This is a genomic window from Rummeliibacillus suwonensis, assembly GCF_007896435.1.
Lineage (GTDB): Bacteria > Bacillota > Bacilli > Bacillales_A > Planococcaceae > Rummeliibacillus > Rummeliibacillus suwonensis.
Map to the genome: position 1 here is coordinate 587,345 of NZ_VCBL01000001.1, position 12,750 is coordinate 600,094.

Here is a 12,750-nt window from a genome sequence, read left to right on the forward strand (position 1 = left end):
TATATTGGGGCCTTAGCTCAGCTGGGAGAGCGCCTGCCTTGCACGCAGGAGGTCAGCGGTTCGATCCCGCTAGGCTCCACCAATTAAAAAACTCTAACCATTTATTATTTTATCATGGCGGCCTAGCTCAGCTGGCTAGAGCGTACGGTTCATACCCGTAAGGTCGGGGGTTCGATCCCCTCGGCCGCCATACTGAAGGACCTTTAGCTCAGTTGGTTAGAGCAGACGGCTCATAACCGTCCGGTCGCAGGTTCGAGTCCTGCAAGGTCCACCATACTTATTTATATAATATTTGGAGGAATACCCAAGTCTGGCTGAAGGGATCGGTCTTGAAAACCGACAGGCGGGTCAAACCGCGCGGGGGTTCGAATCCCTCTTCCTCCTCCATTTAAAGCACTTAAATGGTTGTATAATAATTAAATTTATAATATCATCGCGGGGTGGAGCAGTTCGGTAGCTCGTCGGGCTCATAACCCGAAGGTCGCAGGTTCAAATCCTGTCCCCGCAACCAATGGTTCGGTAGTTCAGCTGGTTAGAATGCCTGCCTGTCACGCAGGAGGTCGCGGGTTCGAGTCCCGTCCGAACCGCCATTCTTTATAATATATGAATTTATTGTGGGTCGGTAGCTCAGTTGGTAGAGCATTAGATTGAAGCTCTAAGTGTCGGCAGTTCGATTCTGTCCCGACCCACCATATTATGCGGGTGTAGTTTAGTGGTAAAACCACAGCCTTCCAAGCTGTTGTCGGGAGTTCGATTCTCCTCACCCGCTTTCCATGTAAGGGCCTATAGCTCAGCTGGTTAGAGCGCACGCCTGATAAGCGTGAGGTCGATGGTTCAAGTCCATTTAGGCCCACCATTTATTATTCCGAAGTAGCTCAGTTGGTAGTAGCATCTGACTGTTAATCAGAGGGTCGTAGGTTCGAGTCCTACCTTCGGAGCCATATGGAGAAGTACTCAAGTGGCTGAAGAGGCGCCCCTGCTAAGGGTGTAGGTCGGGTAACCGGCGCGAGGGTTCAAATCCCTCCTTCTCCGCCATATGTTTGGCCCCTTGGTCAAGTGGTTAAGACACCTCCCTTTCACGGAGGTAACATGGGTTCGAATCCCGTAGGGGTCATAAGAAAAGGCTAGAACGAGAACTAGCTGAATAACTGAAAATGGTTCTAATCATTGAAACTGATGATTGGAGCCATTTTTTTGTTGGATTATTTTCATTATCTATTAGTATTGCTAAATGAGACATCGTAGAGGTATATTTTCTGGCTCTGTGTAAATAGTTGGGGGATACAATTCTCCACCCTTATCCTATTGTGTTACCTACATCTTTATATTGAGGTTCTATACTAATTGCTTGATAACCCTAACAATTGGTATAGAACCTATTTTCTTCAATTTCCACCATGAGCGCAAATATTTTAATAGATGGGGATAATAGTATTGAAAAAGATGAACAGTTATTTGTTTTGCAAATTTTTAAGAAAATTTTGGTTGATCCCGCTTTAACGGGCAGTATGACCCCTATCCAGGATTTAGAGAGAAAGTTAGATGGGGGATTAACTGCCCGTAAAAGTCCAATTGGTTCAGCTAACCATCAGTGAGGGATGAAGAAAACCCCCACTGATGGAAGCTTCACTTTATTAGAGAATCTGATTTTATTTAGCAAATGAAATAATTGATTGAATGAAAGAAAGGACATTATTTAAACGAGGTAATTATTCAAATTGATCATTATTTTATCCCGCTTTAACGAGCAGTAAGATCCTCATTTCAAGATTTAGAGAGAAGCAAAAAAGATAGATGGGGGATCAACTGCCTATAAAAGTCCGATTGGTTCGGGCCAACAAGATGTTGGTCCCTCAGGTGTTGTCACAGGACGTGGTGTTTTTAACCTGAGTTTCTCTATTTCAGTGGGGGATGAAGAAAAATCCCTACTGATGGAGTTTCACTTTATCATTAAAACAGTGGGGAATATTTTGATACGAAAAATGTTTGACTTTAACGTTGCGTCAATCTGTATAGTGAGTTTCAGAGGGGGGTGATTAAGATGGAATATACGATTCAGCAGCTTGCTAAGCTTTCAGGTGTTACTACTAGAACACTACGATATTATGATGAAATTGATTTACTTAAACCATTTAGACTGACTGATTCAGGTTATCGCATCTATGGGGAGTGGGAAGTTCAACTCTTGCAACAAATTTTATTGTATCGTGAATTAGGTTTGAAATTGGAGGAAATCAAAGAAATACTATGTAGTTCAAATTTTGATATCAAAAGTGCTTTGCTAGAACATCGAAAAAAATTACTAAAAGAACGAACAAGAATCGAAAAGATGCTACTGAACGTGGAAAAGACAATTCAATCAATGAAGGGAGAGTATGAAATGATGGATAAAGAGCGTTTTGAAGGACTAAAGGATAAAATGGTCCAAGAAAATGAGAAACAATATGGTGATGAAATTCGCAAAAAATATGGTGAAAATGTAATAGATGCTTCGAATGCAAAATTACGTGGAATGAATGAAGAACAATTTAAAGAAAATCAAATTTTGGAACAGCGAATCATCGATTTGTTGAAAGAAGCTATGCAAAAAGGAGATATTCACGATGTGAAAGCTAAGGAGGCAGTAGCGTGCCATAAGAAGTGGTTAAAACAATATTGGCCATCTTATTCTATAGAAGCTCATAAAGGACTTGCAGATATGTATGTGGCGGATGAGAGGTTTACAGCATATTATGATCAACATCGAAAAGGGATGGCGCAATTTTTACGTGAAGCAATATATGCCAATATTTAGATGAAGATAATGAAAATTGGTGCAAAGTAAAAGTAGTATGCTGGAGAACATTCTAGCATACTATTTTTGTTTAGACAGTTAAGGAATAATCGCGTAAATCCACAAAAAGCAGGGGTATAAAAAACAAAGCCAATTTTATACATAGTTATACAAGCATTTAGGTATATATAACGATCACCTCTAATGACATAAAAAGATAGCAAAGATCATCTCATTTTTATAAATGTAGTGGAATATGTGCTTTGAAAAGAATTATTTGGGGAATAATAAGAAAGAATGGAGGTTGAAATAATGACAGATCAACAGTTACAAACATTAAAGAAAGCATTGCAGGATGAAAGAAAAAAGATTGAAGAAAGACCAGATAATGATGAAATATTTGAGTCGATGGAGCTTTCTAACTATGATAATCATCCAGCAGATCAAGCAACGGATATGACAGATTCGGCGACGGAACTGGCGATGGATAAATTTCATGAAGTTCAATTAGATAACATTGAGAAAGCTTTAAAGGCGATAGATGATGGCACGTATGGCTATTGTACTGTGTGTGGGGAAGAAATTCCTTATGAGCGTTTAGAGGCAATACCGACTGCACTAACTTGTATTAAGCACTCTGAAAGGAAAATGGGGACACAGGAGCGTCCTATAGAAGAGGGAATTTTAAATGCGACAACATCTGATCCAAGTAATTTGAAGGATTATCGAATTGACGGAGAAGACAGTTTCCTTGTTGTAGAAGAGTATGGTTCTTCTGATACCCCGTCTGATGTTGGATATGATTAGAATCCTATGTGTTGAGTGGAAGAAACTACGATAAATATTTTCCCTAGTATTTTAATGTGAATAGAACATATTGCAACAGTTTTTAGCAGATAAAGTGAAGATCGTTATAAATAGAAAAATTTATTGATATATTGAAACACAAGGCATGTAGAAATTTTTTCTACATGCTTTTTTCATACGAAATATAAAGTAAATAAGTGATGAAATTGAAAGAAAGATGTATGATAGTATAGGACATTATGGACGGTAGATAATTTTATCTCTATATCTACTGACGGAGGGAATTTTCATGAATCGTAAGTTGTCGACAACAACCGACGAACAAATTGAAACAGAAAAGTCGACACTGCAATTTTTTTCGGAAACAATTGAAGTGAATCGATTGTCAGCAATGGCATTTTTTGAAGCAGGGGAAGGATCCTTTGTAAATCAGCGATACTATTGGCAAAATCGTGAGAAAACGTTTACCTTAGTCGGTCTAGGTCATGCGTATACCATAACAAGTCAGTCAAAAGATCAGCGCTTTGACGATGTTGAGCAACAATGGAAAAGGCTGACGCAGCATATTGTAACAAATGAAAAAACACTACACCCCATTCTATTTGGTGGTTTCACTTTTGATCCTGAAAATGGTATTTTGGATGAATGGGGAGATATGCCATCGGCTTTTTTCACAGTTGCTACATATCAACTAGTTATACGCAATAACCATATATATATTAGTACAAACTATGTTGCGGAACGGGAAAACTCAGATTTATTAAAGAGACTTACTATAAAACGTGATGAGCTTATAGATAGAGCACAAGTAAAAGCATTAAAAACTTACGTAAAACCAAAAGTAAAAAGTAGTTTTGAACCCTATAAAAAAGAATATTTGGAATCTATTCATCAAGTGACATCTCTCATTCGTCGAAAAGAAGCAGAAAAAGTAGTGATTGCTCGCTCACTCGTTCTAAAATTTGAAGAAGCTGTTTCATCATCCAATATATTATCTCAAATTATCTCAGAACAGCCTGAAAGTTATTTATTTGGTTTAGAATACAAAGGTAAATTGTTTTTTGGAGCTTCACCTGAACGATTAGTGAAGGTTGAGAACTCTTATGCCCATTCTTCTTGTGTAGCGGGTTCTGTGAAACGTGGTAAAACGCCTGAGGAGGATGAAGCATTAGGAAAGGATTTACTAAATGATGCTAAAAATCGTGTTGAGCATCAATATGTTGTAGAGATGATTGGACATACATTTAAAGAAAATTGTGCAAGCTATCATATTCCATCAGAACCGCAGCTTTTGAAAATAAGAGATATCCAGCATTTATATACGCCAGTAGAAGGTCAATTAAAAGATGATGCAACCATTTTGAAATTAGTAAAAACATTGCACCCAACACCAGCTTTAGGCGGTGTGCCACGTATGAAAGCAATGGAAGTCATTCGTAAGTATGAACCTATAAATCGAGGCTTATATGCGGCACCAATCGGTTGGTTAGATACAGCTGGCAATGGGGAATTTGCAGTTGCCATTCGATCTGCCCTATTACATCAAGATGAAGCCTTTTTATATGCTGGTGGGGGAATTGTTGCAGATTCAGAGCCGCAAAGTGAATATGAAGAAACACTTGTGAAATTCCGTCCGATGATTCGTGCTTTAGGAGGACAATTACATGAATAATAAAGAGATTCTAACGAGCTATGTATATAAGCTTGTAGCGTCTTTATACCAGGCAGGAGTGAAGGATGTAGTGGTGAGTCCAGGTTCACGATCTACACCTTTAGCGTATGCCTTTGCACATACAAAAGAATTTACAATGTATAGACAAGTTGATGAAAGATCAGCAGCATTTTTGGCTTTAGGAATAGCAAAAGCGAGTGGACAACCGGTTGTTCTTGTTTGTACATCTGGTACAGCAGCTGCCAATTATTTTCCTGCAATTGTTGAAGCCAAATTAGCTCGTATACCACTAATCGTATTAACGGCAGATCGCCCACATGAACTGCGTGAGGTGGGGGCACCACAAGCGATTGCACAACCTAATTTATACGGTCATCAAGTAAAATGGGCAGTCGATTTTCCAATACCTGATGATTTTCCAAACACTTTACCATTCGTCGAGCGGCATATTGCTAGAGCAGTAGCTATCGCTAAAACCGCGCCTGCTGGTCCTGTACATGTAAATGTGCCATTTCGTGAACCATTGATGATTGACTTACAAGAACAGTTGCCAGCTGTTTCATTCAAAGAAAGCATGGTACAAGAATTTCGTCCTCATGAACATGCTATGAATATGCTGGAGTCAGTGATTGAACATGCGAAAAAAGGTATTCTGATTATCGGAGAGTTGCCACAGGATACAGATTTGAAGGTAGTTTGGAATTTTATCCGCCATTTGAGGTGGCCAGTCTTTGTAGAAAGTCTTTCTCATCTACGTGGGAATGTGCCAGATGATTGTAACGATTTCGTGATCGACCAGTATGACGCACTTTTAAAAAATGAAACATTTAAGCGTGTGGTAGCACCTGATACAGTGATTCGTTTTGGCGCACAGCCTGTTTCCAAATCGTTCCTGCAATTTTTGACGAAAGTACAACCATCCATCTATTTAGTTGTGGATGAGGATCCGATGTTCCGTGATTCTTTGGCTATTACAACACACCATATTCAAGCGGTAATCGGTAATTGGCTAGATGATGTACAAATAGCGACTGTAAATATGGATGAAGCTTATGCACAAATATGGATAGAAGCAAATTGTATGGCAACACAGCATGTGAAAACATATGTACAACAGGAATCAGATGAAGGAGCACTTACTGCTATTTTATTTGAGCATTTGCCAGAACATAGCAATTTATTTGCCAGTAATAGCATGCCTATTCGTGATGTTGATACGTTCTTTCAAAAAACAGAAAAAGACGTTCGAATCTATGCAAATCGTGGTGCAAATGGAATTGACGGTGTTGTTTCAACAGCCATCGGTACACAATTGGCGACCAAGCGAGATTCCTATTTATTGATAGGGGATCTGGCGCTTTTACATGATTCCAATGGATTGATTGCTACTCGTTACCAGCATTGTGAAATGACAATTGTCGTGATGAATAATAATGGTGGCGGTATTTTTTCTTACCTTTCACAAGCGACGGTGGAAGACCATTATGAAGAATTATTTGGCACGCCTTCTGGTTTGCAATTTGAGGATTTGGCCAAGATGTATGATGCTCAATATGAAGTGGTCCATTCAAAGCAGGACTTTATAAAAATGCTTGATGCACCTAAGAAAAAACCGCTCTGTATTATTGAAGTGATCACCAATCGAGCAAATAACGTTCAGTCACATCGTAGATTATGGAACTCAATTAGTAAGGAGTTAGATGAAAAATGGTAAGTGTAATGACATCTGTAAGAGGCATAAATGTACATTACCAGATTATCAATCCTAGAGCTGAGAAAACAATCGTTTTCCTGCATGGTTTTACAGGTAGTACTAAAACATGGGATACGGTCATTCAATCATTTCAAAAAGATTATCGTATTTTTGCTATAGATTTAATAGGGCATGGCTTAACGGATTCACCATATAGCGTTCGTCGTTATTCAATGGAAGAACAAGTTGAACTACTGCATGAGTTTTTTGAAGCTAGGCGAGTTCCATCCTTTACACTTGTTGGGTATTCAATGGGAGGGCGTGTCGCACTTGCTTTTGCTGTAAAATATGCGGGTATGATAGAGAAACTTGTTTTAGAAAGTTCTTCACCAGGACTACCAACAGAAGCAGAACGCACAGCTAGAAGGAAAAATGATCGTACGTTAGCCGAAAAAATCGAAAAAAATGGTCTAGATGCCTTTGTGAAAGAATGGGAGAATATTCCTCTCTTCGAATCACAAAAGGCATTACCAACACCAAAACAACTAGTCATCCGGCAAGAAAGACTAAATCAGCGTGCTGTGGGTTTAGCCAACAGTTTGCGAGGGATGGGCACAGGGCAGCAGCCTTCTTATTGGGACGAACTAAAAAAAATGACGAAGCCTGTTTTATTGATAACAGGTGAACTAGATCAAAAATTTCAACAAAAGGCTATTGATATGGAAGAAAAATTTTTATGCTGTGAAAATAAGACTGTCCCAGATGTCGGACATGCCGTACATGTGGAAAATCCACAAATCTTTGCTACAATAATAGAGGAACATTTAGAAACAATATAGGAGGATTTTTTAATGACTCGTGAATGGGTAACTGAACATGTCTATGAAGATATCAAATATGAATCTTATAATGGCATCGCAAAAATTACAATTAACCGTCCAGAAGTACGAAACGCATTCCGTCCCAAAACGACTGCAGAAATGATTGATGCTTTCACTCGTGCTCGTGATAATGCAAAAATCGGCGCCATTATTTTAACAGGCGAAGGTGAAAAAGCATTCTGCTCAGGCGGAGACCAAAAAATACGCGGAAATGGTGGTTACGTGGGGGAAGATAATATTCCTCGCCTAAACGTACTTGACTTACAAACATTAATCCGCAAAACGCCAAAACCAGTAGTAGCAATGGTTGCAGGCTATGCAATCGGTGGTGGACATGTACTACATATTGTATGTGACTTGACGATCGCAGCTGAAAATGCAATTTTTGGACAAACTGGACCAAAAGTTGGTTCATTTGATGCAGGTTACGGTGCAGGTTATTTAGCTCGTATTGTCGGACATAAAAAGGCACGTGAAATTTGGTATTTATGTCGACAATATAATGCACAAGAAGCACTCGATATGGGTCTTGTTAATACGGTTGTTCCGTATGAAAAATTGGAAGATACGACAGTAGAATGGTGCGAGGAAATGCTTACAAAATCACCAACAGCTCTTCGCTTCTTAAAAGCTTCCTTTAACGCAGATACAGACGGCCTTGCTGGTTTGCAACAATTAGGTGGCGATGCAACTTTGCTATACTATACAACTGATGAAGCAAAAGAAGGTCGCGACGCATTCAAAGAAAAACGTGATCCAGACTTCGGTCAATTCCCACGTTTCCCATAAAGAGAAGAGATTAACTAAATATTTTTTTGAAAAGCCAACGAATTTTGTTGGCTTTTTTTTTAGAATTTAGAGGATGAAAGAATAAGTAAAACATCAATCTATCCAATTGACCATTTGAGACTATGCCTATCTGTGAGTTAACGACGAAGTGAAATCATAATTATGCTTTTAGTTGAGGAGGAAAAACTGAATTTATAAGATTGTAGCAGAAAAGATTGACATATTGTAATAGCTTAATAAAATAATATTTCTCTTTCACTTGAATCAATTTCATAAATCATTTTCTTCTTAAAAAATACGAACGTTTAATAATAACTAATTTTGATAGTTGTGGAGCGGAAGACGGCGACTCCTCGAAAATGCATGCGCATTTCCTTCGTGCGGTGTTAGTTCAGGGAGGCTTATTCAAAGTCCTACGGGAAAAGCTTGAGCTGAAAGCCCCGCAGGAACGTTTTAAGGAACAAAGCCTAAGTTCGCCACGTCCTGTGGCAACGGCTTCGGGGTCAACGTCATGTCGACTCGAGGAGATTGAAGCCAAGCCCGTGGAAAGCGCCGTCTGGAGAGGAACAAAAATTTCTGAATATTAATGTTCATGCTGATTTGAAATGTTCGCGTTTTTTATCTGAATTTTGCATTATGAAATTGATTCACTTGTAAAGGTGTTTTTTTATATAATTAAAATATTAGTCTAGTAATATTTTGAATTTACATAGTAACTTAGATTTATTTGCTAAATTTTAATACTAATCTTATATGATTTGCTACTACTATTAAATTGAAAGGAGAGCCAACTTATCTCTCTAAAGACACATCTAAGGAGGAAAAGGTGAATAAAAAACTAAATTTCATAATTTTAGTTCTTTTCATGATAGGGATGACTTGTAGTAATATAGGGTGTTCAAAAGATTCATCTAATGATGAAGAAAAAAAATCAAGCATTGTTGGAATAGTAGCGAAAATAGAAGACAATCAGATATTAGTAGTAAGTGGATTGTCAGTTAAAGAAGTTAGAGGTTTATCTGAACAAGAAGTATTAAAGAAGGCAAAAGGAGCAGCATATTTTGAGATGAAAACAGATATAAAAAATCTAAAAGTCGGAAACAAGGTAAGAATTTTGGTAGAAGACTTAGATACTTCCAATCCTGCGCATGGAACTAGTAGTAAGATAGAAGTTTTAGATTAAATTAATTAGGGAGGAAGAACATCGAAAGAAGTTAAACTATTCTTTACTTTCATCATAAAAGCAGATCATTTAAAATCAAGAAGCAGGAATGTCACGTAAAATTTACATTCCTGCTTTTAATTTTCTGCGTTTTTGGCTATTGTCACTGACAAATCTAAATGATATAAAATTAGGATGTTTTCGAGATGATATAAGTATTTTCAAATTATAATGCGAAAATGCTAAAATAAAAGAGATGATTTTTTATATAAGGGTGACAAGCAAATGATTCCAAACTGGATTATTCAACGTTCAATGTTAACACCAGATCGTATAGCAGTACGTTTCGAGGGGCAAGCATGGACATATAAAGAGATAAATGAGCTAGCATTACAACAAGCAAGTAAATTAGTATCACTTGGGATTAAACCACACGACCGAGTAGCTATCTATGCAACGTCTACTCCGCAAATTATTTTCATGATTTGTGGATGTATGCATTTGCAATGTGAGATGGTGCTATTGAATTTACGCTTAAGCAAACTGGAATTAGCTTATCAGATTGAGGATTCTGAGGTTGTGGCAATTTTAGCAGAAGATTCTTTGCTAGAAAAATTACCAAAAGCAGAAGTGCAGATTTACCCATTTTTTAAAGTTTCGGACACACCTCCTACAAAATTCACACCAATGCTTGAATGGAGTGAAGAGGATACGTTGACGATTATGTATACATCTGGGACAACAGGTTTTCCAAAAGGAGTGCGCCAAACCGTTGGAAATCATGTATCAAACGCGACATCTTCACTTTATAACACAGGACTTATAGAGGATGATGCGTGGTTATGCGCGGTTCCACTTTTTCATATTAGCGGTTTTTCCATGTTGTGTAAATGCTTGCTGCATGGGGTTCGGCTGGAGCTTTATACAAAATTCGATGTTAAGAAAATCGTCGATCAATTGGTTGATGGCACAGTAACACGGATGTCAGTGGTAGCTGTGACACTTGAGCGTATTTTAACGGAACTAGAGCGTCGTGATAAATATGTATCCGATCGATTTCAGACGATGCTTGCTGGTGGTGGACCAGTGCCAATCGATTATTTAAAACGGGCGATCGAACGTAAAATTCGAGTTTCACAAACATATGGTATGACGGAGACCGCTTCCCAAACGTCAACTTTATCGAGTGAAGATGCACTTCGGAAAATCGGCTCAGCAGGGAAACCGCTCTTTTTTAATCAGATACGAATTGATGGTGCCAATCAACCATTTGAACAAGGGGAAATACTCATACGAGGTGCACATGTAACACCAGGATATGTTGGGCGCTTTGCTCATAAGCTCTCTCAGGAAAATGGCTGGCTGCATAGTGGTGATATTGGATATCTTGATGAAGAGGGATACTTATTTGTAGTAGATCGCCGCTCTGATTTGATTATTTCTGGTGGGGAAAACATATATCCGGCTGAAATTGAAAATGTTTTAACCTCTCATCCAAGTGTCCGAGAGGCGGGTGTTTGTGGAATAGAGGATGAAAAATGGGGACAAGTACCAAATGCTTTTGTTGTTTTGAAAAATGATGTAAATACCGAAGAGCTTGTAGTATTTTGTAAAGAACATTTAGCAGCCTACAAGGTACCTAAGAAAATCTATATTGTAAAAGAGCTTCCTCGTAACGGGTCCAATAAATTATTACGTCGTAAATTACAAGAGCTGATATTATGAAACAATTGAGGCTGGGGCAGAACTAAATGAGCATCTCCAGAAGCTGGATTATTGAGTTCTATAGGCATGGTAATAAAAAAAGAAAATCCGAACGAATGGAAAATTTCTATTAGAATTTCTATTCACTGTTCGGATTTTTCATTGGCTAAAATGCTTTTGTCCCAGCCTCGTAAGATTCCCTTCAAGACAAGGCGCTATTGAGAAAGTCAATTCATCTCTAATAACATGACAGAGCAGGATTTTTATCGATAAAAGCAGATGGATTTTCGTCTTTCAGTGGTCGCTTTCAAGACATATGGGCGAGTGCTTCCATTCTATCTACAAAAAGCTTTAACAAGAGGATAAGAGAAAATCCAATGCTTATTAAAGCTTGCTTCATTCAAAGAACATATTGGAGAGTATAGCAAATCCACATTATGTGAAATATTTGTCATAAAATTAGATAAAAGTAGAAATGGATTGGTCGATTTATCAGGAAATTTGTAGAATTAAATATTTCCTCGGAAATAATTGGACGTTTTTTATGAACATAGCTATTGAATCCATTCCATACAGGCTATATCTATAAGGGCAAAGACAATCTTAATCCATTCTTATTTAAAAATCCAATTTAGATAGTCATAAGATTACGGCTTGCTCCATAATCTATTAATGGGAGCGGTCAACTGTATTTCGATAGAAAGCATTGAGGGATGAACTGTGATGTGATCTGTTTAAAAAATAAGCAATTGTCATTGGAGGAGATTCTATCATTAAAAAAATATTCGAATTTCGAAATGAGTTATCTGTACTTGTAATAGGGGCAACCATTCTACTCTTCACAATTATAAAAATCCATCAAATTAGTGCAGCCATCATTTTAGCTACGATTTTCTTGATGATTGTGAACTATATCTGTTTAATAATGGTTCAATCAAAGTATTCACGAGTGAACCTCGAAATCCAAAGCTTTCTTGCCGCTTTTTCCTTCTTTTTATATATTCCGATTTTCACGACCTCAGCAGAATATTTAGTTTATCCTACCCTATTTTACTTTATAAGATTTTGTGCAATCGTTGAACTCTCTTTTGTGCTTGTGACCGTATGCGTTATCTGTGCTGTGAACTATCAGTTTAGAAAAAATCATCTAGCGAAAGAGTCGGATGATGAGATTTCAGACTATTAAAGTGAAAGAGCTATCCGAAAGATAAAAGGGATGAGACTGTGGGATATAAGCCGAGAACTAATTAATTTTAGTACAAATCTTGA

The 12,750-nt window shown here is 37.9% G+C and carries 9 protein-coding genes and 12 tRNA genes; all 21 read left to right on the top strand.

Annotation, left to right across the window (positions count from 1 at the left end; genetic code table 11):
* The first annotated feature begins 6 nt into the window (after positions 1–6).
* The 21 genes from FEU33_RS02735 to FEU33_RS02835 all read left to right on the top strand — a co-directional run bounded on the left by FEU33_RS02735 (position 7) and on the right by FEU33_RS02835 (position 11,502).
* Positions 7–82: transfer RNA gene (locus tag FEU33_RS02735), tRNA-Ala, on the top strand.
* 34 nt (positions 83–116) lie between these two features.
* Positions 117–190 (top strand) — tRNA-Met (locus FEU33_RS02740).
* A gap of 7 nt (positions 191–197) precedes the next feature.
* Positions 198–274: transfer RNA gene (locus tag FEU33_RS02745), tRNA-Ile, on the top strand.
* Between the two features lie 20 nt (positions 275–294).
* Positions 295–387, top strand: a tRNA-Ser gene (locus tag FEU33_RS02750).
* Positions 388–434: 47 nt separating this feature from the next.
* Positions 435–511 (top strand) — tRNA-Met (locus tag FEU33_RS02755).
* A 2-nt stretch (positions 512–513) separates the two neighbouring features.
* A tRNA-Asp gene (locus tag FEU33_RS02760) sits at positions 514–590 on the top strand.
* A 26-nt stretch (positions 591–616) separates the two neighbouring features.
* Positions 617–692 (top strand) — tRNA-Phe (locus FEU33_RS02765).
* A 6-nt stretch (positions 693–698) separates the two neighbouring features.
* Positions 699–769 (top strand) — tRNA-Gly (locus FEU33_RS02770).
* A 10-nt stretch (positions 770–779) separates the two neighbouring features.
* Positions 780–856, top strand: a tRNA-Ile gene (locus FEU33_RS02775).
* Between the two features lie 8 nt (positions 857–864).
* A tRNA-Asn gene (locus FEU33_RS02780) sits at positions 865–941 on the top strand.
* Between the two features lie 3 nt (positions 942–944).
* A tRNA-Ser gene (locus tag FEU33_RS02785) sits at positions 945–1,035 on the top strand.
* Between the two features lie 7 nt (positions 1,036–1,042).
* Positions 1,043–1,114 (top strand) — tRNA-Glu (locus tag FEU33_RS02790).
* 283 nt (positions 1,115–1,397) lie between these two features.
* Entirely contained in the window at positions 1,398–1,595 is a 198-nt protein-coding gene (locus FEU33_RS02795) for a hypothetical protein (RefSeq protein ID WP_146547910.1), read from the top strand.
* A 446-nt stretch (positions 1,596–2,041) separates the two neighbouring features.
* Positions 2,042–2,794, top strand: coding sequence for a MerR family transcriptional regulator (locus tag FEU33_RS02800; protein WP_146547911.1), 753 nt, complete (start codon positions 2,042–2,044; stop codon positions 2,792–2,794).
* Between the two features lie 291 nt (positions 2,795–3,085).
* A complete protein-coding gene (locus FEU33_RS02805) occupies positions 3,086–3,580 on the top strand; it encodes a TraR/DksA C4-type zinc finger protein (RefSeq protein WP_146547912.1) in 495 nt (164 codons plus the stop codon).
* A 289-nt stretch (positions 3,581–3,869) separates the two neighbouring features.
* Complete coding sequence (locus FEU33_RS02810) at positions 3,870–5,252, top strand: isochorismate synthase (protein ID WP_146547913.1); 1,383 nt, start codon at positions 3,870–3,872, stop codon at positions 5,250–5,252.
* Entirely contained in the window at positions 5,245–6,966 is a 1,722-nt protein-coding gene (menD, locus tag FEU33_RS02815; protein ID WP_146547914.1) for a 2-succinyl-5-enolpyruvyl-6-hydroxy-3-cyclohexene-1-carboxylic-acid synthase, read from the top strand. Before FEU33_RS02810 ends, menD begins: the two co-directional genes overlap by 8 nt.
* Positions 6,960–7,784, top strand: a complete 825-nt coding sequence (gene menH, locus FEU33_RS02820) for a 2-succinyl-6-hydroxy-2,4-cyclohexadiene-1-carboxylate synthase (protein WP_244950968.1) — start codon at positions 6,960–6,962, stop codon at positions 7,782–7,784. Before menD ends, menH begins: the two co-directional genes overlap by 7 nt.
* Positions 7,785–7,796: 12 nt before the next feature.
* On the top strand, positions 7,797–8,615 hold the full coding sequence (gene menB / locus FEU33_RS02825; protein WP_146547915.1) for a 1,4-dihydroxy-2-naphthoyl-CoA synthase: 819 nt from the start codon (positions 7,797–7,799) through the stop codon (positions 8,613–8,615).
* Positions 8,616–9,441: 826 nt separating this feature from the next.
* A complete protein-coding gene (locus tag FEU33_RS02830; protein WP_146547916.1) occupies positions 9,442–9,798 on the top strand; it encodes a DUF3221 domain-containing protein in 357 nt (118 codons plus the stop codon).
* Between the two features lie 264 nt (positions 9,799–10,062).
* The gene (locus FEU33_RS02835) at positions 10,063–11,502 is read left to right on the top strand and encodes an o-succinylbenzoate--CoA ligase (RefSeq protein ID WP_146547917.1); all 1,440 of its coding nucleotides are present in this window, start codon (positions 10,063–10,065) and stop codon (positions 11,500–11,502) included.
* Positions 11,503–12,750: the final 1,248 nt, after the last annotated feature.

What these genes read in the sequence shown, in the direction of transcription:
- FEU33_RS02805 (WP_146547912.1), top strand. Translation starts at nt 3,086, where the DNA reads ATGACAGATCAACAGTTACAAACATTAAAGAAAGCATTGCAGGATGAA.
- menD (WP_146547914.1), top strand. Translation starts at nt 5,245, where the DNA reads ATGAATAATAAAGAGATTCTAACGAGCTATGTATATAAGCTTGTAGCG.
- FEU33_RS02795 (WP_146547910.1), top strand. Translation starts at nt 1,398, where the DNA reads ATGAGCGCAAATATTTTAATAGATGGGGATAATAGTATTGAAAAAGAT.
- FEU33_RS02835 (WP_146547917.1), top strand. Translation starts at nt 10,063, where the DNA reads ATGATTCCAAACTGGATTATTCAACGTTCAATGTTAACACCAGATCGT.
- menH (WP_244950968.1), top strand. Translation starts at nt 6,960, where the DNA reads ATGGTAAGTGTAATGACATCTGTAAGAGGCATAAATGTACATTACCAG.
- menB (WP_146547915.1), top strand. Translation starts at nt 7,797, where the DNA reads ATGACTCGTGAATGGGTAACTGAACATGTCTATGAAGATATCAAATAT.
- FEU33_RS02800 (WP_146547911.1), top strand. Translation starts at nt 2,042, where the DNA reads ATGGAATATACGATTCAGCAGCTTGCTAAGCTTTCAGGTGTTACTACT.
- FEU33_RS02810 (WP_146547913.1), top strand. Translation starts at nt 3,870, where the DNA reads ATGAATCGTAAGTTGTCGACAACAACCGACGAACAAATTGAAACAGAA.